The organism is Halobacillus sp. ACCC02827 (genome assembly GCF_030291935.1).
Lineage (GTDB): Bacteria > Bacillota > Bacilli > Bacillales > Halobacillaceae > Halobacillus.
The window spans coordinates 67,324-90,696 of record NZ_CP128168.1 but is presented as its reverse complement, the minus strand read 5'-3'; the positions used below and the strand labels follow the sequence as shown (position 1 = coordinate 90,696).

Genomic DNA, 23,373 nt, shown 5'->3' with positions numbered 1-23,373 from the left:
TATTGGACTGGCAGTATCTAACTAAGATTTAGTATAAAAAAGTCCTATGGTCGTGTCAACGATTCAAGAGGCACGAAAAGCGCAAACACGGTTTCCGGAAAATGTATCCTTCCACCCCGAGCTGCTGTTTATGACTGTAACTCTCAAAGATTCCCCCACCTTTTCACCTCTGCGCGTTCTGCCTCCGGAATTCGCTCCAGCACATCCTGAGCCTTGCGGTTTAAATGAGGAAGAACAACATCGCAGCTGATATCTACGAGAGGAACCATCACAAAGGCCCGATCTTGCATATATGGATGAGGAATCTTCAAGTGTTCCTCGTTCACACCTTCCTGATTATACAACAAAATGTCAAGATCGATCGTCCTCGGCCCCCATTTCACTACTCTCCTTCTGCCCAATTCTTCTTCTATCACCTGGCAGTATGCCAATAAGGGAGAAGGAGCAAGATCTGTTTCCACTCGGATGACCATATTAAGAAAGTCCGCTTGATCCGTGTACCCCACAGGGGCAGTTTCATAGACGGCGGACTTATTAGTAATTTGAATCGATGCGTGTTCATCCAGGAGAGTCAGCGCGTCCTGAAGGAACTCTTCTCTTGTATTAATATTGGATCCTAATGCAATGAAGGCGATATTTCTCATGAATGGCGGCTCCTGTGAATCTCAACAGCAACAGAGTCATAATGCCCCGGGATCGGCGGGTCCGGTTTGTACCCTTTGACCGTACATGCTTCTAACAGGTCGAAAGAGAGAAAGAGTTCCGCAGCTATTTTCTCTACCAGCGTCTCGACCAAACGATATGCCTCCCCTTCCACAACCTTCTTCGTCACTTCATAAACAGCGCCGTAGTCTATAGATTTGGTCATATCATCACTGGTCGATGCCGGTTTCAAGTCCAATTCCAGCTGCAGGTCGACATAAAATCGCTGTCCCAATTTATTTTCTTCCGGAAAAAGGCCGTGATATCCCCAGAACTCCATTTGATTAAGATAAATTTTATCCATTCTTCTTCACTCCTATCATAGCATCCATCATCTTCGTCATTTTCACTATTGGCTCTACATCATGGACACGTACCATATGTACGCCTTGCGAGATCCCAAAACAAACCGTTGCACCAGTTCCCTCCATGCGTTGATCCTTCGGAAGATCCAGCACCGTTCCAATAAAAGACTTTCTTGATGTGGCAAGAAGAATCGGATAACCCAGCTCGTGAAAGTCATTTAAATGACGCATGACTACAAGATTATCTTCCTGCGTTTTGGCGAAACCGATACCTGGATCAAGAATAATCTGGTGGTCTTTTACGCCCGCTTCCTTCGCGATGGCCACACTCTGTTTCAAATCTGATTTCATATCTTCGATTAAGGATCCGTACGTTTTGTCTGTACGGTTATGCATAAGGATAATCGGTACATCATAGCGGGCAGCAACGTCGGCAATTTCCGGTTCTTTCTTTGCGCCCCATACATCATTAATAATGGAGGCCCCTGCTTCTACTGCCTGTTTAGCCACTTCCGCCTTATACGTATCAATAGAGACCGGAATATGCACAGCGCGAGTAACAGCTTTAATAATCGGCAACACCCGTGCCAGTTCTTCTTCTTCTGAAACAGGCGCATGCCCTGGGCGTGTGGATTCGCCCCCTATATCAATAATATCCGCACCGGCTTCTTCCATTCTGACTGCTTGTCTTACAGCATCATCCATATCATTGTATAGTCCCCCGTCCGAAAAGGAGTCCGGGGTTACATTCAATATTCCCATAACATGTGTCCGTTCATTCAACGTAAATGTCTTCTGAGGTGTCTCTAATGTAAAAGCCACGCTTGATTCCCTCGTTTCCAAATAATTTCTTCCCCTATCTTACAACATTTTTTAATTTCTATCAGGAACTTCTTATATAAAAAAACTGCACCCCTTCAAAAGGAGTGCAGTTCCCATTATTTACTCTTCGTCGAATTGATAAAGTGGTGTAGACAGGTAGCGCTCCCCATTACTCGGAATAATCGCTACGACTTTTTTCCCTTTACCAAGCTTCTTCGCCACTTGTTTGGCTACGTGAATCGCAGCTCCGGAAGAGATTCCGCCAAGGATTCCATCTTTCCTTGCAGCATCTCTTGCTGCAGCAAACGAATCATCCTTCGACACAGTGACCACTTCATCATAAACTTCTGTGTCCAAGATGCCGGGAACAAAACCTGCTCCGATTCCCTGAATCTTGTGCGGCCCCGGACTCCCTCCGGACAATACCGGAGACTCTTCCGGTTCAATAGCATAAATCTTAATATCCGGATATTTTTCCTTGAGTACTTTACCAGCTCCGGTGATTGTTCCTCCAGTACCAATCCCTGCAACAAAGGCATCCAACTGATCGCCCATCTGCTCCACGATTTCCGGTCCTGTCGTTCTTTCATGAACAAGTGGATTTGCTTCGTTATTGAATTGTTGCGGCATGAAATAACCGTGCTTCTCTTCCAGTTCTGCCGCTTTTTTAATCGCGCCCTTCATTCCATCACTACCAGGAGTGAGAACAAGATCCGCACCATACGCACGCAGTAAGTTACGACGTTCTTGACTCATCGTATCAGGCATAACCAGAATTGCTTTGTAACCTTTAGCTGCAGCGATCATCGCAAGACCGATACCAGTATTACCGCTTGTCGGTTCGACGATGGTATCTCCAGCTTTCAGACGTCCGGCCTTCTCGGCCTCTTCTATCATAGAAAGGGCAATCCGGTCTTTCACGGAACTCCCGGGATTCATGTACTCAAGCTTCAAGTAAACGTCTGCACTGTCTGCATCTGCGCTTCCGTTCAATTTAACTAAAGGCGTTTGTCCAACCAACTCTGTAACATTATTTACGATTCTCATACATTCACTCCTAAAACCAAGTATTTTTATAGGATTTAAACCTAATGTACTTAAAAAAACGTCAATTGTCAAACATTTCAATCATTATTTCGACTTATTTTTCCTTTGAGTCAAACTGCATTGCATGGTCCATAAGGAGCGCTTCTCCTTATAATAAAAGAAATGGCGGATCACAATCACCCGCCATTTCAAACTTAATATTCTCCGGTACGAATTATGAATCAGAAGACGTTGATTTCAATGCTTCTAATTCGTCCACGCCGAAGTGATATTCCTCATTACAAAAATGACACTTCGCTTCGGCTCCTTTATCTTCCTCAATCATACGTTCAATTTCTTCGTTACCAAGACTTGAAAGCGCCATTTCGACACGCTCTCTTGAGCAGTGACATTGGAATTTAATCGGCATCGAATCCAACACACGTACATTTTCTTCCCCTAGAAGGGCATACAGAATTTCTTCCGGTGATTTCCCATCACGCACTAGAGAAGAGATTGCCGGCATTTCCGACAGTCGTTTCTCAATCAAACTCGTTGTCTCTTCATCCGCCCCAGGCATCATTTGAATAATAAAGCCGCCCGAAGCAAGGATGGTGTGGTCTGTATTCACTAATACTCCAGCGCCTACAGCAGAAGGAACTTGTTCCGATGTTGCAAAGTAATACGTGAAGTCCTCACTGATTTCACCGGAAACAATAGGAACCTGACCGGTGAAGTGATCTTTCATCCCCAGATCCTTAACGATACTCAATGTACCGGATGTACCGACCGCACGGCGCACATCCAGCTTTCCTTTTTCATTCAAATCGAAATCGACATGTGGATTTTTAATATATCCACGGACTTCTCCTTTGGCATTGGCATCTGCGACGATTGGTCCAGCCGGGCCGTCTCCTTCTACTTTAACGGTCAGTTTGTCTTCCCCTTTGAGCATAGCACCCATCATGGAACTGACTGTCAGCGTTCTTCCCAGCGCGGCAGATGTCGTCGCCCACGTGTCCTGCCTGCGTCTTGCTTCTTCCACTGTATCTGTAGACTTAACTGCAAACGCTCTGACCTGACCGTCAAAAGCTATTGCACGCACTAAATAATCGGACATGCTGATCATTCTCCTTTAAATACTTCTTTTTCTTTGTTGCGCTGATATATCTTATGCAGACCTTTCAAAGTCAGATAAGGATCTACATGGTCGATCGTCCGGGACTGACCCGCAATTAAGTTGGCTAGACCTCCCGTTGCGATTACCGTAGGGGTTTGTTCCGCTGTTTCCTTCATCCGCCTTACCACTTCATCCACTTGACCGACATACCCATAAAACACACCGGACTGCATTGCTTCAACTGTGCTTTGGCCGATGACTTGTTCCGGTTTCTTAATTTCGATCTTAGGAAGCTTGGCAGCCTTGGCATACAATGCCTCCATGGAAATATTTATTCCCGGGGCAATAGCCCCTCCCAAATATTCCCCTTCCGCATTAATGTAACAATACGTCGTTGCCGTTCCGAAATCAATGATGACCAGCGGCAGATCATATTCGTCTTTTGCACCGACAGCATTCACGACCCGATCCGCTCCGATCTCTTCCGGGTTCGGGTATTTCATCTCAAGGCCGTGATCCACATGACCATCTCCGATGATCATCGGCTGCTTTTTAAAATAATAACGAGACATGCGCTCCAGTGCAAACATTATGGGCGGAACAACAGAAGAAATAATGACTCCGTCCATATCTTCAAAGCGAAGACCTTCATGATCGAACAAAGACTTGATGAGCATTCCGAATTCATCTTCTGTTTTATGACGATCCGTCTTGATCCTCCACTGATATTTTAATGTATCCCCTTCGAATACACCTAGTACTGTATTGGTATTTCCCACATCAAGGACAAAATTCATACGTATAGCCTCCCGCATCGTTTCCTTCGGCTACCATCATATCACAACAACGGTTCCCGCGCGCTTCTGCGGCACAGGAAAAGCCACACCGCTCGGGTCATGAGCTGGTGTGGCCTGGTTAAATCAGATTAAGAACGACGGTCTTCGGAATCAGGGGAATGGTTATCTCCCTCTTGCTCCGCTGTGTCTGCTTCTTTTTCCTCTTTCACGGTATCTGTTTCCTGTACATTTTCCTCATCTTTAGACTGGATGTTCACGCGTACGTCCTCATCAACAGAAGAGGTGTTATTTTTTATCTTCGCATTGTTTTCCTGTGCAAGTGCTTCCAGTTCTTCATCCGTAGGTAAACGCCCTTTGTCGAAAAGGGAACGGATTTGGACAGCATCAAGCGTCTCAATATCCAACAATGTCTGCGCGATTAACTCCAACTTATCCTTGTTCTCGGTAAGAATCGTCTTCGCACGGTCATAGCAATATTCAATGAAGTTTTTAACTTCCTGATCGATTTCATAAGCGATTTGATCACTATAGTTCTGTTCATTTTGGATATCACGGCCCAAGAATACTTGACCGCCTGAATTGGAACCGAACTGAAGCGGACCGAGTTTCTCGCTCATTCCGTACTCGGTAACCATCTTACGAGCGATGTTAGTCGCACGCTGGAAGTCGTTATGAGCACCTGTACTCACTTCACCGAAAATGATTTCCTCAGCAACACGTCCACCCAGCAAACCTGTAATCTTATCGAACAGTTCCGGCTTCGTCATGAAGTAACGATCTTCTTTCGGAAGCATTACGGCATAACCGCCGGCTTGGCCACGAGGAACGATGGTAACTTTGTGAACCATATCGGCATCATCAAGCACCATACCGATTACCGTGTGACCACTTTCATGGTGAGCAACGATGTCACGTTCTTTCTTGGAAATGACACGGCTCTTCTTAGCAGGTCCTGCAATGACGCGATCGATCGCTTCATCGACATCATCCATATCAACCTGTTTCTTATCTCCACGGGCAGCTACAAGAGCTGCTTCGTTCAAGAGGTTCTCAAGGTCTGCACCTGAGAATCCCGGTGTACGCAATGCAATCGTCTTCAAGTCGACATTTTCAGCCAACGGCTTGTTCTTCGCATGAACGCCCAAGACTGCTTCCCGACCTTTGACATCCGGACGATCTACCGTAATCTGACGGTCGAAACGACCTGGACGCAGTAGTGCAGGGTCCAGAATATCAGGTCTGTTGGTAGCCGCGATGATGATGATTCCTTCGTTCACGCCGAAACCATCCATCTCTACAAGAAGCTGGTTCAGTGTCTGTTCACGTTCATCGTGACCTCCACCAAGACCTGCTCCACGCTGACGACCGACTGCATCGATCTCATCGATGAAGATGATACCAGGTGCGTTCTTCTTCGCATTCTCGAACAAGTCACGAACACGGGAAGCACCGACACCGACAAACATTTCAACAAAATCAGAACCACTGATAGAGAAGAACGGCACTCCCGCTTCCCCTGCAACAGCACGGGCCAGCAATGTCTTACCAGTACCAGGAGGCCCCACTAATAGAACCCCTTTAGGAATACGCGCTCCGACAGCAGAGAATTTGCGAGGGTCTTTCAAGAAGTCTACGACCTCTACAAGCTCCTGCTTCTCTTCATCTGCTCCGGCAACGTCTTTAAATCGTACTTTTTTCTTCTCTTCGGAATACATCTTCGCCTTGCTCTTACCGAAGTTCATAACACGGCTTCCGCCGCCCTGAGCCTGATTAAGCAAGAAGAAGAATAAGATGAAGATAATGATGAACGGAATAATGGAGGTCAAGAATGTCACCCATGCACTAGGCTGCTCTTCTTCTTCCACATTCAGAACACTTTGTTCCTGAGCCGTCTGTGTAATGTTCGAAATCACTTCATCGTTAGCAGGGATGTTAGCAGTGAAGGATCCTTCCCCTTCAGCCGCACCTTCTAACTGACCACTGACACGAAACACCCCATTGACAGGCTGGATCGTCATCTCCTCAATATCACCGTTATTCAATTTATCGTAAAACTCATTGACATTTAACTCTTGTTGCGCATCACCTTGCCCTCGGAATAGACCGACTACGCCGATTACAACGAGGAAGATAAGTAAATAAAATAAGGTGTTACGAAATATCCGGTTCATTGCCTACCTCCTCCCAAACGAGAAAAACTATAGTAAATACTACCATACAAAAAACGGACGATACAACTAATTACCCTTGATGACAAAGAGTTGACGCTCTGCGAAAAACTACTACGATCAGCCGCCATAGACTTCCGGCTTCAAGACACCTACATATGGAAGATTGCGGTATTTCTCCTGGTAATCCAATCCGTATCCTACGACAAACTCATCAGGAACACGGAACCCTACTGTATCCGCCTTAATGTCAGCACTTCGGCCGGTCGGTTTGTCCAGTAACGTTACAATTTTAATGGATTTGGCTTTGCGGTACTTAAACAGGTCCACTAAGTAAGCAAGTGTTCTTCCACTGTCGATAATATCCTCAACGATCAAGATGTCGCGACCTTCCACTTTCGTGTCCAAGTCTTTTACAATCTTGACTTCTCCGGAAGATTCCATACCTCCGTGATAACTGGAAACATCCATAAAGTCCATTTCCAGATGCGTTTCTACACGTTTCAAAAGGTCTGTCAGGAATGGGGTTGCACCCTTCAGCACTCCGATTGCCAGCGGAAAGCGCCCGTTATATTCCTCTGTCAATTGGGCTCCCAATTCTTTACACTTCTCCTGAATCTCCTCTTCGGAAATCAAGACCTTTTCAATGTCGTTATGCATGATTGCTCCTCCTACGTGTCTGCTTTGTTTTTATAATGTAACCGAAGCCATGTACCTGATGAAGGGTCTACGGGAGTCCCGCTTCCTCTTAGACCTGCCACCCATATGATCTTTCCAGTCTGGTCCGTAACAATCGGCCAGGAATCACGCAATGCAGCAGGAACCTTCTGATCGATAAAAATATCTTTTACCTTTTTCGATCCGTCCATTCCTTTCAACCTGATCCGATCTCCATTCTTCCTGGAACGGACGATTAACGGCAGCTCTACGTGAGCGGTATCACATATGTACATAGTATGACCTTTAGTATCCAACGTTTCTGTCCACTCCGCCTCCACCACCGAGCCGTCGGGTGTAACGACATGCCCGCCGGGTTCCAGCTGGAACCGATAGGGGGCTGATCCGCTTTTCTTTTGGAAAGAGAGCGTGACTTCATCATAGGCACGGACAACTTTCAAACCGCCCGGGAAGTCCAGCATTACGTTTGATTTTTCACCTTTTAACAGGTCTAGAAACAGATCTTCATGCAGGTAAGATATGTCTTCGGTCTGCTTCACATACAGATAGTTCAATATTAGATGAAAGGCAGTCCTTTGTAAAGCTGGCGGGAAGGTTTTGAATGTTCGCACAGACAATTGTACGAATTTCTCAACATTTGTAGAAAAATGTACGGTTTTCAGCACTTCTTCGGCCTGTTTCCTTATGTACGTTCTCTCTTCCCTCGCCCTCTCACTCCACGCCTGCATGTGTTCATGCAGCTTCGGGTTCTGCTCTTTCATGAAGGGCAATACATACTTACGAAAAGCATTCCGTGTATAATCCGTCTGTTCGTTTGAAGGATCGTGCTTCGCCTCGATACCGTGCCTATCCAGATAAGCGGCAATATCCTGTTTGGATACTCCCAGGAGCGGGCGGATAATTCTTCCCGTACTGAAAGGCCGCTCAAGCGGCATCCCCTGGAGTGCTTCCGGCCTTGCACCCCTGACCATCTGCATAACCATCGTTTCTGCCTGATCATCCCCGTGATGCCCTGTAGCAAGCACATCGGCATCATGTGCTTCCATCATCTCCTCGAAAAAACGATAGCGTAAATCTCGCGCCGCTTCCTGGGTTCCTTTCCCTGTCCATTCTTTGTACGTTTGTACATCCACGGAAGTTCCGACAAATTCGATTTCCCACTCCCTGCATATACGCTCCACGAACAAGAGGTCCTCCTGAGACTGGACCCCTCGCAGGCCATGGTCAACCGAAAGCGCCGTCAGCCGGAAAGGGATGTCCTCACGCAGGAGATTCAAGAAGTGCAGAAGTGCCAGAGAATCCGGACCGCCCGATACAGCTGCCAACACCACTTGGTGAGGCTGTATCAACTGATGTTTCGTGATGAATGCACGAACATTGCGATCCATGACATGTACCTCCTGTCTGTAATTTCAATCTAACTAATCCTATCGTATCACTCTTCGATCTATCTGCAAAAGAATACCCACTAAATAAAGAAACTTATTATCGACACCCCGAAAAGAAGAGCAGATACGAGGGAAAATACGGTCCACTCCTTTGTTTCCATATCCTCTTTCTTTCGTCTGACATAACGTGTCTGGTTGTTTTGAGCTTTCTTGCTGCTCATCAATACGCCAGAAAGAGCCTGCTTCATTTCCCGGGAATTAATGTATCTGCCTCTCCAACAATCTTGTATGAAACGCCGATATGGTTTTAGAAGATCTGCCTGCTGCAGCTTATTTTCCAGTGTCTTCTTTGGACTGGAGCCTCGTTCGAACCGCTTCGGGTACGCCATCTCCATCATAATCATCGTTACAGCGAAGAGGTCGTAAGATGGTTCCGCCCTTCTCGATCCCATCCCCCAGTACCCCCTGTCATAAAACTCGGTATACTCCTTGATCGCTCTTCCCAATGCTGTCACACCTCCTACATCGATCCAACGAACTTTGGAAGCGGACATAAGGAGGTTGTCCGTTTTTAAATCGCCAAATACATAGCCTGCCTGATGGAGATGATCCAAATCACTGAGAAGCTGCAGTGTACATATACCGATCCAGTCTTTCGTCTTTCCTTTAAGGAATTGTTCTAAAGGAATTCCGTCTATATATTCCATGACATAGAAAGGCATAGCCTTTCCGCCTATTCTTGTCCAATCATCGACGTCAACAAAAGAAGGCCCAAGCTTGACCCCTTGGACCTTGCTGAACTTCTTCAGCATATTCACTTCCATCATCATGCGCGAGCTGTCCTCTCCCGCCTTCAAGGCGTACTTGCGCCCATTTTCATTCCGGCACAAAAAAACCGTACCACAAGCACCCGAGCCCAGCTCTCGGATGATTGTGTAGGTTTTTCCATTCCACTTTCCTGTCACCTTCGCTCCAGGTTGAAGATTAATTACCTGTTTCTTCATAAGGATCGACCTCATCTCGCATCGTACGGAATAATGGCTTTTCGGCAAACGCATAGATCGCCTCTTTCAGTGCAGGTCCAGTCGGTGTGTACCCTCCACTGTTCAATTTGGAGAAAATGCCGTTGATTTCCCCTAGTTCCGGCGTCCAATCCACCATGCGTTTGATGGTTCGCTTCGGATCAGGGAACGTGTAGACGCTGAACTGATTCGATCCGGTTCTTGCATTCAAACTTAAGGATAAGTCATACAATGCATCTTTGACCGTCGGCAGCTTGTGATGCATGCTTGCACTCGTGTCGACAAGCACGAGAACTTCCAAATCACAACTTTCTCCAAGCTCATCCACCACCTCCACGACTTCCCCCCGCTGTTCCGGAGGTAATTCCTCAATCGTCTGGCTCTTTCCGAGGATCTCCTGCAATTCTTTATTAACGACTCCTTGTATCGTTTGGGTCATGGCTTGTCTCGTCACCATCTGCACGGTTTGGGACAAACTTTGTTGATAAACAATTTGACTGACGCCTCCACCCGCCTCTGCAATGGACTCTACTTCCTCAAGCCCCTGAGGTTGTCCGTTCTGACGATCGTCAAGAACGCCAATCACATTGACCGTTATGCCCTGATTCCTGGCAAGTGCTGCTACAGCAATCGGGTCTTCTCCGTGGTTTGAGCAACCATCCGTTAATAAAAGAATCTGCTTCAGTCGGCCTGGTTTCATGTTGGATCCCTCCTGTTTCGTTGCTCTCAGCTTCGCCGAAACGGAGGAAATATATACTAAATCACGCCTCTTTTTTCTCTGCTGGAATGGAGGACCACTCCGGCATATACCGATCAATTCTGGCGACGATAATCGTCATATCATCATCGATCGTTCCTGCTTGGGCGCGAATAACTTCTTCTAATAAAAGATCCGCGATAATCTGCGGGTCTTTCTCTGTTATACCTTTGATCCGATGCTTGAGCCACAATTCCACATCATCCAGCTGTTTCGGACCTTCCAAAATCCCGTCGCTCATCATGATAAGGAAATCTCCCGCTTTCAATTGTTCACTCGTCATATCGACGTCGACTTCCGGGATAATTCCCATTGGCAGGTTTCCTGACTCCACAGTAAGGATCTGCCCGCCTCGTTTGATAAAGCTCGGTGTGCTTCCTACCTTAATAAATTTGGATGTCGCCTTATGCAGGTCGATCACCGCTAAATCGAGAGTAGAGAAGATTTCATCATTCGTACGTAGAGATAGAATGGAATTAATGGACTGGATCGCGACAGACTCCTGAATCCCTGACTGCAGAATTTGTTTCAGCAGCCGGAGCGTTTCCATACTTTCTTCATGTGCCCGCTCCCCATTCCCCATCCCATCACTGATTGCAAGGGCATATTTCCCTCTGCCCAATTCCATCATGGTGTAACTGTCACCGGATATGAACCCTCCTCCTTTTGCCGCGTGTGCGACGCCTGATTCAATCGAATAATGCTTTGCCGAACCAAAAGATAAATAACACCGGCCGTTCGGATAAGGAGAAATCTCCTCCATCGTCACAACAATCGTCTCCCCTAAGATATCGGACAATACCGGCGCAATGATCTTGGATCCTTCTCCGCGGTAATTCTCAATTTCTACAATTAACTCCAAGTCCATGTTTCCTTCATCAAGCGAGTAGATTTCAAGTTTCTGAATAATCATCCCCATTCGTTCCAGTGCATGATAAATGATCTGTTCTTTATGTTCGTGCTGCTCCCGCTCCTTTACAATCTCTTTGGCGAAATTATTCATGACCTCTGATACACCCTGCAGCTGCTCCGCTACGAATTTGCGGCTCTCCATCACCTGCCGCTTCAGCTGCTTATTAGCATGATAGAAAGATAATTCATGATTCATCGTATCGATCAGCTTCTGTGATTTCACACAGTGCTGGTCTACATTTTTCCTTAAGAGCCGGCTCGGTTCCCCCTTCTCATCCAGCTCATGCATCAGATCAGTCATTAAATCATGGGTGTCGTCGAACTTACTCACCCAGCATTTCTCCTTCTTAAAGCACGACTGACACGTTTTCTCCGTTACATGACTGAGAAAATAATCGACCTCCTCCGCTTGTCCTTCGTCTACTTTCGGCTGTTCCAATGTGAAACTCTTCGATAACGCCTGAAATACGTCGGAAAACTTTCCGACGCGTACAGCCGTCACATCTCTAACCTTCTGCAAATATTTTTGCTGCTCTGAATGATGTTCTTCCGTTCCCGGAATGTATTTCGATAATTGTGTCACCCATGAATTCGGAGTCAATATAAACAAAGCCACCGCCCACGCAGACGCCCACAGAGAAGACGGCAGACCTGCCCCACTGTTCATATAAAAGCCGATAAGAAGGGTGCCGACGATGAGCCCAGCACTCACCCCCAGCTTCTTCCCTTCTTTCAATAAACCACCCAGCAAGCCCGAGAATGCAAGCAGGCTCATTTGATAGATATGATCCATGTTAGACAAACTTAATACGAGTCCTGTCACGACTCCTACCGTCGACCCGATCGCCGCCCCCGCGATATAGGCCAACAAAACAACTAAGTACCGTGCAAATATATCCACAACTGCTACCCCTTGAATCTGCCAACCGATCATGCCTGTCAATACAGAAGCTAACAATATGATCAAACAAACAATCTCTTCATTCTTTAACGTAGGTTGATATCTTTGTGGTGTTAAAATCGGAAGACTCTGCATAAAGATTAGTACAAGGATGAAGCTCAATACCCCTTCTGCCGCCATTAATGTAATTTCGTAAAGCTGCCAGCGATCGAGCAGTGCCAGACTGACGGTCCTTGGTATGAGACTGGCAATCAAGGCGAGTGCCGGCAGCCATCTCTGGGGGTGACTTGTTTTGCGCACTCCCAGACTTAAGAGCAAAAAAGCCAGCGACGCTCCGACGATAAACCCCGCATGACTGTAGCTGTATGTAGAAGCTCCAGCAGCCATCATAATGGTGACCGGTATAACCAGCGGCCGCTTCAACCACCAGATCACGGCCAGGAACGCAACACCGAAAGGGGCCATGGACGATAATATAATCGCTCGTCCCAGTAGTAGTGCAAGAAGCATGTGGAACACGCCTTTGTTCGCCATGAAGGAGAACGTTCCGAAAGAAACCTTCTGTAAACCTTGTACAATTCCTGATCCTCGAACAGCCTGACGACTTTCCCGTTTTGATACAGTACCCAACATCTATCACCACTCCTTTGTGAAACCTATTAAACCACAGCAAGAACAAGCATTTTGTCAAAACAACAGGAGAGCAGAAACAAAAACTTCGATGGTTTTCCCACGAACGGATGGAGTTTCTACAAAATGTCTCAGGTCCAACCCCCTTCTCCCCCATAAACCTCCTTCATTCCCTAGCGAAATAGACAGACTTATCTGATATTTTTATTTGTTGTTGACACTTTTTTTATCATGGTGTACTATATTTCTTGTGCCTTTGAGATAACTATTTAAAAATATGGCGGTGTAGCTCAGCTGGCTAGAGCGTACGGTTCATACCCGTGAGGTCGTGGGTTCGATTCCCTCCGCCGCTACCATTATTTTTTCAAATACATAAAGGCCCGTTGGTCAAGCGGTTAAGACACCGCCCTTTCACGGCGGTAACACGGGTTCGAATCCCGTACGGGTCATCGAAAGCATTCTTGTCCTAAAAAAGCACGTCTCCCTATGGAGACGTGCTTTTTTCTTTCGCATAGAAAGATAAGCAGCAAAAAAGCAGATCCGCCATCGGATCTGCTTTTTCTATAAGTTATGAAGACGCGCACCTTTTACTCATTGTCCTAGACAGCAAGCTATCCTCTTTTAGCACCTCGACCTCCACGTTTGGATTCCGTGTGCTTTTTCAGTGATGCTAAACGCTCGTCGCTATCCTTGATAAAACGGTTCATCTTCTGTTCAAAAGACTCTACCGGTTTACGAGGTTTTGGCGGACGACGATTCTGGTTCTCTTTTGCCTTTTTTATGGAAAGGCCGATCTTACCGTCATCTCCAACATTAATGACTTTCACTTCCACCTGGTCGCCCTGGCTCAAGTGCTCATTAATGTCTTTGACATAGTTGTCGGCAACTTCACTAATGTGAACTAGACCCGTCTTACCATCTGGAAGCTCGACGAAAGCTCCGAAATTAGTGATTCCCGTTACCTTACCCTGCAGCTTGCTGCCTACTTCAATTGACATAAAAAAAATGCTCCTCCTTAAGTTTTCGATAAAAGTATCGTTCCTACATATTATATATAAGCTTTGAAAAGAGTGTCAATAAGACGGGTCCTCATTAGGCATTTTAAAGATAATTTCGCCTTCTTTGGAGAAGAAATAGTTCGTTCTGGCTATCTGCAGAACATAATCTTCATCATTTAACAGCTCGATCTCCTGTTCCAGCCCATTTTCCTCTTTTTTCAAAGCGGCCATCTCTTGCTGAAGTTGTTCGTACTGTTCGTTCTTTTCGGCATACACGGATTGCTGTTTCCAGTGATACACACCCATGGAGCCGGCAACGACCGTCACTAACAAGGCAAACATAACAAGACGACGAATCAAGCGTTTCTTCTTACGCTGGTGTCTGTCCATGTAAGCATCGTAGTGCTTCATGTATGTAGAATCCATGCGTGCTACTGACTCCGACTGTCTCTTTGCCATGCAGGCTCTGCCTCCTTTACCTCTTTAATCGTTTTATCCACTTGTTCCATGTATTCTTTATTTTATCCAAAAAACCTGCTGTTTTCCTTAAGTAATTTTTCATGTTTTTCGGCACAAGTCGCCAAATCACTCGTAAAATTAACCGGATCGGATAAAATATGACAAGAAACAATAGAATGATACCCTTTAAAAGTATCTTATAAACGCCAAGAAGTAAAGAAATAATAAGGAAAATGATGGATTTCGATGGAAGGAAAAGCACATAGTACACCAGCTTTTTCACAGCATTCCAAATTCCGAGCCATAAGCGGATCCAAGCTTCAAGCGCTCTTAAGTAAACCTTCTGAAACAATGCACGATAGGCGGAAAATCCACAGAGAATCGCCAGGAATACATAGACTCTAAGCTCACCATAGTTAGCCAGGTACAGCAAATAAAACAAAAATACCGCCTGAACGAACCAGAAACCAAGCTGATAAAAAACCTCCCGCCACGCGCGTTTATTACGCCGGCCGAAGATGCGCTCGAATGTGTCCATGGAGGCTCCCACCCCCATCCCTCCCACAATCATAGAGAGGATGGTGATGAACTGTACCGTGAGCGTCATTTGAAGAGCTTGCTAAATAGTCCTTTAGCTTTCTCCCCTTGGTGTTCGTCCAGGTATGTCATCTCATGCATTTTACCCTTGATGGCCACCACACCGGAGTCCAAATCGAGATTCTTCATTTGTAGATTCTGCCCGCGGACGACGAGGTATCCCATGGATGTCTGAAGTAAGAACTCCTCGCTGTCGAAGCTGTCCACTTCTTTCACACCAGTGATTTCTATATTTCTCCGGTTCCAAACCTTCACATTATGTTCTGCCTGCTGTGTGCGCATACCATTGTTCTTATCGTAACCTTCCATTGATTCACACCCTCCTTCTCTAGTACAACCTATGAAAAGAAACAGGAGAATAGAACAAGAAGAAAAACCCGCCGTCCTCATGGACAGCGGGATAAGAACAGCATTATTGTTTCACCGGTTCTTCTTTCTTAATTTCATAAAGTGTCGTCGCTTCATCCTTTGTTACGTTTTCCTTGAGAGACTTCACTTCAATGGTCAAGATTTTCTGACCGAACTGGATCGTCAATTCATCGCCGACGGCTACGTTGCTTGCTGCCTTGCTTTGAGATCCATTGATGCTGATTCTGCCTTGATCCGCTACTTCTTTAGCCAGTGTACGCCGCTTGATCAACCTGGAAATCTTCAAGAATTTATCTAAACGCATCTGTTATTCCGCTCCTTTATTTTTTGCTTTCGCTTCTACCCACAATGCTTCCAGCGAATCAAGATCGTAGTCTTCCAGCTTACGCCCCTGCTGACCAGCCGCTGTTTCCATTAATGACAGCCTCGTCCGGAACTTGCGGTTGGTTCTTTGAAGAGCATTCTCCCCACTTATCTTGTAATGCCTCGCCAGATTAGCGATTGCAAACAACCAATCACCGAATTCCTTCTCCATCTCTACTTCATCTCCGGCATCACGCGCTTCGAGGAATTCCGCCCATTCTTCGTTCACCTTCTCTATTACGGGTTCCGCCGAATCCCAGTCGAATCCAACCTTGGCGGCTTTCTTCTGGAGCTCTTGTGCCTGCAGCAATCCAGGGAAGCTCTCCGGGACACTATCCAGAATAGAGGCAGGAGCCGCTCCCTTCTCTTCCTGTTTGATTGCTTCCCAGTTGGTCAACACTTCCTCCGCATCCCGAGCTTCCTCATCAGCGAATACATGAGGATGACGACGGATCATTTTATCCGTTATGGATATAATTACGTCATCGATTGTGAAAAATCCTTCATCTTCTCCAATTTGACTGTGAAGCATGACTTGAAGCAGGACATCTCCGAGCTCTTCAATCATATTCTCATCATCCACACGATTAACCGCGTCTATAAATTCATATGCTTCTTCAATCATATATTTGCGCAGAGATTCGTGCGTCTGCTTCCTGTCCCAAGGACAACCTTCCGGACTTCTTAAAATGCGGATCACTTCCCGGAGGCGGAAGAATTGATGGTTAAGGCGCTCCCTCTCCAGAGGAGGAACATAGACACTCGTAAGGTTGTCTACTTCCACATGGCGGTCCAGTTCCTCCAGAGGTACAGTCGTAAGCTTCTCTGCAGAGCTTCCCGCCGCCGTTACCACCGTCACGGGATGACTGGCAGGCAGGTCTTCCAGCAGCGTCAGTTTCACTTCTGATGCAATCATACTGTCGTAGACCTGGCAGAGAATAATGTGATTTAAATATTGCAGTTCTTCCCGCTTCAAAGCAGTGGCATCCAGAAATTGAAATCCTTCTACAGGATCGATTTCCAGTGCCGAAAAGGTAGCATCCAGGTAACTCTGTCCCCCCAGTATTTCTACAGCGATGATTCCCGCTTCCCTTTTCTCCAAAAGGAGCTGAGTCGTTCGTTCTGCAAGCATTGGATGTCCAGGTACCACATAGAGAAGATCCCCTTCTGCGGATGCCTCGACCAACATGTCTACGATTTCCTTGTAGACATCCCCAAACTGCTGATGAGACTCATATACATCATCAAAGCTGCGAAATGCCAGCCCCTCCTTCTCCAATTCGTGGACGACCGGGTGTTCTTTCGTCCTCATATAAACCGGTGATTCGGCATGGATCAACGCACGGTAAATTCCGAGCGGGAGCTGATTCAATTCCGCAGCACCAAGCCCGATTACTCTAATCGTGTTCATTCTTTCATTCCTTTCGGCAACAATTTCATCAACCATCTCCGGGCCGGCAGTGCGGCCACTTCCACTCTTGTGAAACATCCGCACTTAAGCAGGAGCAATAAGTAAAGAGCAGCACCGACACCTACTCTCACAAGCACAAATAATAACAGCCAGATACGGCTTCCTGATATATTCACATATGGTAAAACGGCATCAATAATCCACAGACCGACAACCATCCCGGAAGCAGAAACAAAGACAGCCCGCCAAGGTAATGCGAACCATTTCCTCCATGGGATCTCTTGCCTTAAGAGTACGATATTTCCCACTAAAACGAAAGCAACAGCTATTATGGATGAAACCGCTGTGCCATAGACACCGAACGCAGGTATCCACACTAAGTTGCCAAGCGTCTTCACAACTACCCCTATCACCAGGATCCCAGCTGTCTGTCTCATATATCCCAGCCCCTGCAGGATAGAGGACAGGGTGATGATCAACGAACTGAAAATGATAACAAACATAAACACTCGGAGTGGACCGGTTCCTGCTTCATCCCGAAAGAAGGAAATGTTGATGTCCCGAAACAGATACATCAGTCCCACTGCTGCGCCTGCAGCGATTATGAGAGTAAATTTTACTGCCCGAAACGCATCCCTTTCTACCGCGCTTTTTTCTTTCTCCCATCGTTTTCGATTGATGGACGGCAGAACAGCGAGTGCAAGGGAAGATGCAAGGACCGTCCCTAACTGAACGAGCGGCTGGCCGCGGTCAAAGACCCCTTTTGCCTCCCGGGCTTCCCTTACACTGAATCCGTTGTCCATTAGACCAGGTATCATGGTAAACGCATCTATGAGCTGAAGAGATATCAATAACATATAATTCAAACAGATGAAAATCCCGTTGAGCAGGATCCTCCTCCCCATCTTCGGGTCGACCGAAGAACGCTCCCACGTCCAAAAGGAAGGGGTCTTTCTAAACCATACGTACAGAAGCACCGCAGCACCAAAGGCACCAAGCATGGATCCAGCGGCGGCACCAAGCCCGATCCGGTACACTTCTCCGCCCCTCATTACAGAAATAGCGGCAGCGAGAATAAGCCCTACCCGCAAGAGCTGCTCTGTAATTTGCGAAATCGCCGTGGGCCCCATGTTCCCCCGCCCTTGAAAGACGCCCCGGAAGATAGCTGCAAAAGGAACAAGCAGGAATACGGCAAAAGATGCGCGCAGCGCGGAAACCAGGCGCGTATCGCCCATCACCGAAGCGAGATCAGATGCCATTAAATAACCCGCACTAAAAATCAACAGACACAAACCCGACATGTACCCAAAAACCGGAAGATAGAAGGAAGGAATCGACAGCGGCCGTTCTCCTTTTTCAGCAACTAATACAGAAATAGCCGCAGGAAATCCATAGAGTCCCAGCAGAAGTGCAACACCCAGAATAGGGTAAACCTGCTGATAAATATAAAAACCGATATCTCCCGTCAAATTTTGAAGAGGAATTCTGTAACCTGCACTGATGACTTTGCTGATCAAACCGGCGAGAGTTAAGATGAAAGCTCCTTTTAGAAAGGAGTTGGAACGTGTATGAGTCATTGCGAAACCTTTCTTTCTTATGTATATTCGAAGCTTTCATTATACCATATGAAAAGGTCAGATCCCTTAACCCGCTCGGACCTGACCCTGTTCACTACTCCATTTGTTTCGCCAGAAAGCTGGCAGCTGTCTGCAGCGCTTTTGTCATACTTTCCTCCATTGGTGATCCTTCTTTATTAAAGGCAATCACACATCCAATCGGGTCTCCCTGGGCGATGATAGGATAAATAATGTAGGAAATAACGTCTTCTTCCTGCCCTTGGACAAACTCAACCGGATCCGGATGCTTTTCAAAAGACATCGATCTGGTATCCATAATTTCTTCGACTTTACTCCCAATCGAGCGATTCATGTACTCCTTCTTCACGCCTCCGGCCACGGCTATAAACTCATCCCGGTCGCAGATCAAGACAGGAGATTCCAACGATTCACTCAGCGCTTCCGCGTATTCCTTAGCGAAATCACCCAGCTCACTAATCGGCGAATACTTCTTAAGAATAACTTCTCCTTCACGGTCAACGAAAATTTCTAAAGGATCCCCTTCACGAATCCTCAATGTGCGGCGGATCTCTTTCGGAATAACTACACGTCCTAAATCATCGATACGGCGTACTATACCAGTTGCTTTCATCCTTTATGCTGCCTCCTTTTCTGTGATGAATTCCATTCTTTCTCCTGTTGAAGCGCAAGCAGAATGAGCGGGTGATTAAGGATAGTATGATTCAGCAGAAAAAACCTATGCACCCTTGGTATGGTTTTTTAAATAAATTATGTAAAAACCCCCACTTTCCATGGGATAAGTGGGGGTTCTTTCAAGCTGTAGTCGTTTCACGCATCATTTCCGGCAGTTTACTGATAAACTCTTCAACTAATTCATATTTGTTCCAATCGGCTTTTCGATTCCAGCTGATGGTCACCTTCAATTTCGTTTCTTCCGTACCAAGTTGAACCATCCGCCCATACTTGTTGGCAAATTCGAACAGCTTCGCACCATCAACCTGCTGACTTTGTTCGGATTCCATCAACAATTCAATCTTCTGCTTACGTTCTGTAATGGCTTCGATCCGGGCTCGTTTGGCATACAGACGTATGGAAGAAACGCGGAACAAGTTGTCGACCTCTTCCGGATAATCCCCGAAGCGATCAATCAATTCATCCCGGAGGTCATGAATGTCCTCGACAGATTCAATCGCCTGGAATTGTTTGTACATATCTATTTTCTGCTTCTCATCCTTGATGTATTCTTCCGGAATATACGCATCGACCATCATATCCAGTTCCGGCTGGAATGGTTGGACCGCTTCCGGCTCTTTCCCTTGGCGTTTCGCTTCGATCGCATCCTTCAGCATTTGGGAATACATATCGAATCCGACAGAATCAATATATCCATGCTGTTGGGCTCCGAGCAGATTACCTGCACCGCGGATAGAAAGATCGCGCATGGCGATTTTGAATCCGGAACCGAGCTCTGTAAATTCTTTGATCGCCTGAAGACGCTTCTCCGCCACTTCTGTCAGGACCTTGTCTTTTTGGTACGTAAAGTAGGCGTACGCTACCCGGTTGGATCGTCCGACTCGTCCCCGCAGCTGATACAGCTGGCTGAGACCCATTCGATCTGCATCGTAGACGATAAGCGTATTTACGTTCGGTATATCTACTCCCGTTTCGATGATCGTCGTACTGACAAGCACATCGAATTCCCCTTCTAAGAAGGAGAACATGACATTTTCTAGCTCGGTTTCGTTCATCTGCCCGTGAGCGAACGTTACTCTTGCTTCCGGTACCAGCGCGGAGATCTCCTGCGCCATCCGTTCTATATTTTCCACACGGTTAAACAGGAAAAACACCTGACCGTCACGGGCCATCTCCCGTTCCACTGCTTCACGAAGAAAGATCGGATTGTACTCCAGGACGTAAGTTTGAATCGGGAAACGGTTGGCAGGAGGGGTTTCTATGACGGACAGATCCCTGACGCCGAGCATAGACATGTGCAGCGTACGCGGAATCGGCGTCGCTGTAAGGGTCAGTACATCGACATTATTCTTCAACTGCTTGATCTTTTCTTTGTGTTTGACTCCGAAGCGTTGTTCTTCATCGACAATCAACAGACCAAGGTCTTTGAACTCTACATCTTTGGAAAGGATGCGGTGGGTACCGACGACGACGTCCACCAGTCCTTTGCGTAAACGATCAGACGTCTCCTTCAGCTGCTTCTTCGTACGGAAACGGCTCATCAGCCCAATGTTAATACCAAATCCCTGGAAGCGCTCCTGAAGCGTCTCAAAGTGCTGTTGAGCAAGTATGGTAGTCGGCACAAGCAAGGCTACTTGTTTGCCGTCTACAATGGCTTTAAATGCCGCACGAATCGCAACTTCCGTTTTTCCATAACCAACATCCCCGCAGAGGAGACGATCCATCGGGCGAATCTGTTCCATATCCTTTTTGATTTCCTCAATACACCGGATTTGATCTTCCGTCTCTTCATAAGGAAATGCTGCCTCAAATTCCCGCTGCATCTCCCCGTCTTCACTGAAGGCATACCCTTTCGATGCCTCACGCTCCGCATACAGCTGGATCAAGTCATCCGCAATGTCTTCGACAGAGGATTGGACTTTGCTTTTGACTTTCTTCCACTCGCTGCCTCCAAGCTTATAAACTTTCGGCTCTTTCCCTTCCGAACCGACATACTTCTGGATCAAATCGATTTGGTCAATCGGCACATACAATTTGTCGTTTCCAGAGTATTTAACCATAAGGAAGTCCTTATGGTTGCCCCCCATTTTCAATGTTTCTATACCAAGGTACTTCCCGATTCCGTGGCTGGCATGGACGATATAATCGCCCACTTTCAACTCCTGGTAGCTCTTGATCCGCTCCGCATTGGACATCTTCTGCTTCTTACGCTTCGGCTTGGCCGTACGTTTTTTGAATAACTCATTCTCTGTCAGCACCGCAAGCTTGTGCATCGGCCACTCAAAGCCACTGCTGATATTCCCTTGAACAATCGTCGGTTTGACTAATGGGAGCTTCACTTCTTCTTTACTGACGACGGCTTCCATGTCGTAATCGTCCAGGACACTTTGGATTTTCTCCTGACGTTTCTCATCAGGCGCCAGAATAACGACGGAGTATCCCTGCTTCTCCCATCGGTCCATTTCGTTCTTCAACAAATTCATCTGACCATGAAACTGCTGCATCTGTCTGCTGGATATGTTCACAACATTCTGGGGCTGTGTATTCGGAATATGACGCATAAACACAGACATATATAGACGAGGCTGCTCGATCTTATCCCACGTATCCTGCCAGTCGAAGGATATGTTCAGATCCCTCACCGTTTGATTAGCCTCCAGCAAACTCTGATGCCATTCCGCCTCTTCCTGATCCAGACGGGTGGCTGTTTCCTGAATCCTGCTCATTTCATCCAGAATGACAAGGCCGTCTTTCGGAAGATAATCCAGTAAGCTTACCGGCTCTTCATAAAAGTACCCAATATACTTATACATCTCCTGAAAACGTTCCTGTTCCTTCAGTCTACCAAGGTCATGTTCCACGACCTGGGCAAGGGTTTCTTTCGCCTCGGATTTCGTCAACTTTTTCAACGATTGACTCAGTGCCGTTTCTAAACGATCGTGGGAACGGGCATAATCCTCTTCCCTCAACAGAAGCTCTGCTGCTGGCCCAACGACAACGGAATCAAGCTTATCATGGGACCGCTGCGTTTCTGAGTCGAACGTGCGAATAGAATCGACCTCTGTATCAAACAGCTCAATCCGATACGGGTGCTCCGATGTCAGCGGGTAGACATCTATAATGCCGCCCCTTAACGAGAATTCTCCGGGACTTGCCACCATTTCCGTCCGGTCGTAACCCATACTGATAAAACGGGTTAAGTATTCATCAAGATCCACTTCTTCTCCAACACGAAAAGGGAGCTGGTTATGCTCCCAATACTTTTTCGGCGGCATGATTCGTTTCAGAGCAGCTACCGGTGCAATCAACACACCGGACTTTTGATTCAACCACTGACTTAGCGCCTCGATGCGCTGACTACGCAATTCTGGACTTGCGACGGCAATTTCAGATGCAATCAATTCGTTAACCGGATACAGATGCACCTGGTCCCCGTCCGTCAATTCCTGCATGTCTTCATATAGCTGCTGTGCTTGAATCAGCTGATGGGTGACGAGAATAATCGGCCGTTTCAACGATTCACGCAGCATCGATATTAACACTGTTCTCGATGCTCCGGAAAGGCCGGCAACCATCTGTTCTTTCATCCCTGACTCATAGCCAGCTATCACCGAATGTATATCATCTTTTGGATATAAATAATCCTTTATTCCCTGCATATCGAATTCCTCCACCATC

The 23,373-nt window shown here is 46.7% G+C and carries 21 protein-coding genes and 2 tRNA genes; 2 read left to right on the top strand and 21 right to left on the bottom strand.

The window, feature by feature from the left end; translation table 11 throughout:
• Positions 1-143: 143 nt before the first annotated feature.
• The 12 genes from folK to spoIIE form a co-directional block, all read right to left on the bottom strand.
• The gene (gene folK / locus QRD89_RS00500; RefSeq protein ID WP_008633528.1) at positions 144-644 is read right to left on the bottom strand and encodes a 2-amino-4-hydroxy-6-hydroxymethyldihydropteridine diphosphokinase; all 501 of its coding nucleotides are present in this window, start codon (positions 642-644) and stop codon (positions 144-146) included.
• Positions 641-1,006, bottom strand: coding sequence for a dihydroneopterin aldolase (gene folB / locus QRD89_RS00495; protein ID WP_008633527.1), 366 nt, complete (start codon positions 1,004-1,006; stop codon positions 641-643). The genes folK and folB overlap by 4 nt, the downstream gene beginning before the upstream one ends.
• Entirely contained in the window at positions 999-1,769 is a 771-nt protein-coding gene (gene folP, locus QRD89_RS00490) for a dihydropteroate synthase (RefSeq protein WP_081594773.1), read from the bottom strand. The genes folB and folP overlap by 8 nt, the downstream gene beginning before the upstream one ends.
• A gap of 180 nt (positions 1,770-1,949) precedes the next feature.
• Positions 1,950-2,876: a cysteine synthase A gene (cysK, locus tag QRD89_RS00485; protein ID WP_008633525.1), complete on the bottom strand. Its 927-nt coding sequence runs from the start codon at positions 2,874-2,876 to the stop codon at positions 1,950-1,952.
• A 214-nt stretch (positions 2,877-3,090) separates the two neighbouring features.
• A complete protein-coding gene (gene hslO, locus QRD89_RS00480) occupies positions 3,091-3,975 on the bottom strand; it encodes an Hsp33 family molecular chaperone HslO (protein WP_008633523.1) in 885 nt (294 codons plus the stop codon).
• A 5-nt stretch (positions 3,976-3,980) separates the two neighbouring features.
• Positions 3,981-4,772, bottom strand: a complete 792-nt coding sequence (locus QRD89_RS00475) for a type III pantothenate kinase (protein WP_008633519.1) — start codon at positions 4,770-4,772, stop codon at positions 3,981-3,983.
• Between the two features lie 128 nt (positions 4,773-4,900).
• Positions 4,901-6,943, bottom strand: a complete 2,043-nt coding sequence (gene ftsH, locus QRD89_RS00470; protein ID WP_008633518.1) for an ATP-dependent zinc metalloprotease FtsH — start codon at positions 6,941-6,943, stop codon at positions 4,901-4,903.
• A gap of 117 nt (positions 6,944-7,060) precedes the next feature.
• The gene (gene hpt, locus QRD89_RS00465; RefSeq protein WP_008633516.1) at positions 7,061-7,600 is read right to left on the bottom strand and encodes a hypoxanthine phosphoribosyltransferase; all 540 of its coding nucleotides are present in this window, start codon (positions 7,598-7,600) and stop codon (positions 7,061-7,063) included.
• A gap of 11 nt (positions 7,601-7,611) precedes the next feature.
• The gene (gene tilS / locus QRD89_RS00460) at positions 7,612-9,006 is read right to left on the bottom strand and encodes a tRNA lysidine(34) synthetase TilS (protein ID WP_286096100.1); all 1,395 of its coding nucleotides are present in this window, start codon (positions 9,004-9,006) and stop codon (positions 7,612-7,614) included.
• A gap of 80 nt (positions 9,007-9,086) precedes the next feature.
• Positions 9,087-10,010 (bottom strand): serine/threonine protein kinase PrkT, encoded by a 924-nt coding sequence (gene prkT / locus QRD89_RS00455; RefSeq protein WP_286096099.1) that lies wholly within the window; start codon positions 10,008-10,010, stop codon positions 9,087-9,089.
• The gene (locus tag QRD89_RS00450) at positions 9,991-10,758 is read right to left on the bottom strand and encodes a vWA domain-containing protein (protein ID WP_255358545.1); all 768 of its coding nucleotides are present in this window, start codon (positions 10,756-10,758) and stop codon (positions 9,991-9,993) included. Before QRD89_RS00450 ends, prkT begins: the two co-directional genes overlap by 20 nt.
• A 31-nt stretch (positions 10,759-10,789) precedes the next feature.
• Positions 10,790-13,231 (bottom strand): stage II sporulation protein E, encoded by a 2,442-nt coding sequence (gene spoIIE, locus QRD89_RS00445; protein WP_026577055.1) that lies wholly within the window; start codon positions 13,229-13,231, stop codon positions 10,790-10,792.
• A gap of 276 nt (positions 13,232-13,507) precedes the next feature.
• On the opposite strand from spoIIE, the gene QRD89_RS00440 reads away from it, so the two are divergent.
• Both QRD89_RS00440 and QRD89_RS00435 read left to right on the top strand, forming a co-directional pair.
• Positions 13,508-13,584 (top strand) — tRNA-Met (locus tag QRD89_RS00440).
• Between the two features lie 21 nt (positions 13,585-13,605).
• Positions 13,606-13,677: transfer RNA gene (locus QRD89_RS00435), tRNA-Glu, on the top strand.
• 162 nt (positions 13,678-13,839) lie between these two features.
• Here QRD89_RS00435 and QRD89_RS00430 read toward each other — a convergent pair.
• The 9 genes from QRD89_RS00430 to mfd form a co-directional block, all read right to left on the bottom strand.
• Positions 13,840-14,226 (bottom strand): S1 domain-containing RNA-binding protein, encoded by a 387-nt coding sequence (locus QRD89_RS00430; RefSeq protein WP_008633506.1) that lies wholly within the window; start codon positions 14,224-14,226, stop codon positions 13,840-13,842.
• Between the two features lie 75 nt (positions 14,227-14,301).
• Positions 14,302-14,685 carry an FtsB family cell division protein gene (locus QRD89_RS00425; protein WP_008633504.1) on the bottom strand — a complete coding sequence of 128 codons (384 nt, stop codon included), beginning with the start codon at positions 14,683-14,685 and terminating at the stop codon, positions 14,302-14,304.
• Positions 14,686-14,701: 16 nt separating this feature from the next.
• Entirely contained in the window at positions 14,702-15,292 is a 591-nt protein-coding gene (yabQ, locus tag QRD89_RS00420; protein WP_008633502.1) for a spore cortex biosynthesis protein YabQ, read from the bottom strand.
• On the bottom strand, positions 15,289-15,564 hold the full coding sequence (gene yabP, locus QRD89_RS00415) for a sporulation protein YabP (protein ID WP_026577056.1): 276 nt from the start codon (positions 15,562-15,564) through the stop codon (positions 15,289-15,291). The genes yabQ and yabP overlap by 4 nt, the downstream gene beginning before the upstream one ends.
• A gap of 130 nt (positions 15,565-15,694) precedes the next feature.
• The gene (locus tag QRD89_RS00410; RefSeq protein ID WP_008633497.1) at positions 15,695-15,955 is read right to left on the bottom strand and encodes an RNA-binding S4 domain-containing protein; all 261 of its coding nucleotides are present in this window, start codon (positions 15,953-15,955) and stop codon (positions 15,695-15,697) included.
• A 3-nt stretch (positions 15,956-15,958) separates the two neighbouring features.
• Positions 15,959-17,425, bottom strand: coding sequence for a bifunctional methyltransferase/pyrophosphohydrolase YabN (gene yabN, locus QRD89_RS00405; protein ID WP_286096097.1), 1,467 nt, complete (start codon positions 17,423-17,425; stop codon positions 15,959-15,961).
• Positions 17,422-19,002: a putative polysaccharide biosynthesis protein gene (locus tag QRD89_RS00400; protein WP_286096096.1), complete on the bottom strand. Its 1,581-nt coding sequence runs from the start codon at positions 19,000-19,002 to the stop codon at positions 17,422-17,424. Before QRD89_RS00400 ends, yabN begins: the two co-directional genes overlap by 4 nt.
• 94 nt (positions 19,003-19,096) lie before the next feature.
• On the bottom strand, positions 19,097-19,633 hold the full coding sequence (gene spoVT / locus QRD89_RS00395; protein WP_286096095.1) for a stage V sporulation protein T: 537 nt from the start codon (positions 19,631-19,633) through the stop codon (positions 19,097-19,099).
• Positions 19,634-19,814: 181 nt separating this feature from the next.
• On the bottom strand, positions 19,815-23,354 hold the full coding sequence (mfd, locus tag QRD89_RS00390) for a transcription-repair coupling factor (protein WP_286096094.1): 3,540 nt from the start codon (positions 23,352-23,354) through the stop codon (positions 19,815-19,817).
• Between the last annotated feature and the right edge of the window lie 19 nt (positions 23,355-23,373).

What these genes read in the sequence shown, in the direction of transcription:
- folB (WP_008633527.1), bottom strand. Translation starts at nt 1,006, where the DNA reads ATGGATAAAATTTATCTTAATCAAATGGAGTTCTGGGGATATCACGGC.
- spoVT (WP_286096095.1), bottom strand. Translation starts at nt 19,633, where the DNA reads ATGAAAGCAACTGGTATAGTACGCCGTATCGATGATTTAGGACGTGTA.
- hpt (WP_008633516.1), bottom strand. Translation starts at nt 7,600, where the DNA reads ATGCATAACGACATTGAAAAGGTCTTGATTTCCGAAGAGGAGATTCAG.
- yabP (WP_026577056.1), bottom strand. Translation starts at nt 15,564, where the DNA reads ATGCGCACACAGCAGGCAGAACATAATGTGAAGGTTTGGAACCGGAGA.
- yabN (WP_286096097.1), bottom strand. Translation starts at nt 17,425, where the DNA reads ATGAACACGATTAGAGTAATCGGGCTTGGTGCTGCGGAATTGAATCAG.
- QRD89_RS00430 (WP_008633506.1), bottom strand. Translation starts at nt 14,226, where the DNA reads ATGTCAATTGAAGTAGGCAGCAAGCTGCAGGGTAAGGTAACGGGAATC.
- QRD89_RS00425 (WP_008633504.1), bottom strand. Translation starts at nt 14,685, where the DNA reads ATGGCAAAGAGACAGTCGGAGTCAGTAGCACGCATGGATTCTACATAC.
- folK (WP_008633528.1), bottom strand. Translation starts at nt 644, where the DNA reads ATGAGAAATATCGCCTTCATTGCATTAGGATCCAATATTAATACAAGA.
- spoIIE (WP_026577055.1), bottom strand. Translation starts at nt 13,231, where the DNA reads ATGTTGGGTACTGTATCAAAACGGGAAAGTCGTCAGGCTGTTCGAGGA.
- QRD89_RS00475 (WP_008633519.1), bottom strand. Translation starts at nt 4,772, where the DNA reads ATGAATTTTGTCCTTGATGTGGGAAATACCAATACAGTACTAGGTGTA.
- prkT (WP_286096099.1), bottom strand. Translation starts at nt 10,010, where the DNA reads ATGAAGAAACAGGTAATTAATCTTCAACCTGGAGCGAAGGTGACAGGA.
- tilS (WP_286096100.1), bottom strand. Translation starts at nt 9,006, where the DNA reads ATGGATCGCAATGTTCGTGCATTCATCACGAAACATCAGTTGATACAG.
- mfd (WP_286096094.1), bottom strand. Translation starts at nt 23,354, where the DNA reads ATGCAGGGAATAAAGGATTATTTATATCCAAAAGATGATATACATTCG.
- folP (WP_081594773.1), bottom strand. Translation starts at nt 1,769, where the DNA reads ATGGGAATATTGAATGTAACCCCGGACTCCTTTTCGGACGGGGGACTA.
- QRD89_RS00410 (WP_008633497.1), bottom strand. Translation starts at nt 15,955, where the DNA reads ATGCGTTTAGATAAATTCTTGAAGATTTCCAGGTTGATCAAGCGGCGT.
- hslO (WP_008633523.1), bottom strand. Translation starts at nt 3,975, where the DNA reads ATGTCCGATTATTTAGTGCGTGCAATAGCTTTTGACGGTCAGGTCAGA.
- yabQ (WP_008633502.1), bottom strand. Translation starts at nt 15,292, where the DNA reads ATGACGCTCACGGTACAGTTCATCACCATCCTCTCTATGATTGTGGGA.
- QRD89_RS00400 (WP_286096096.1), bottom strand. Translation starts at nt 19,002, where the DNA reads ATGACTCATACACGTTCCAACTCCTTTCTAAAAGGAGCTTTCATCTTA.
- ftsH (WP_008633518.1), bottom strand. Translation starts at nt 6,943, where the DNA reads ATGAACCGGATATTTCGTAACACCTTATTTTATTTACTTATCTTCCTC.
- cysK (WP_008633525.1), bottom strand. Translation starts at nt 2,876, where the DNA reads ATGAGAATCGTAAATAATGTTACAGAGTTGGTTGGACAAACGCCTTTA.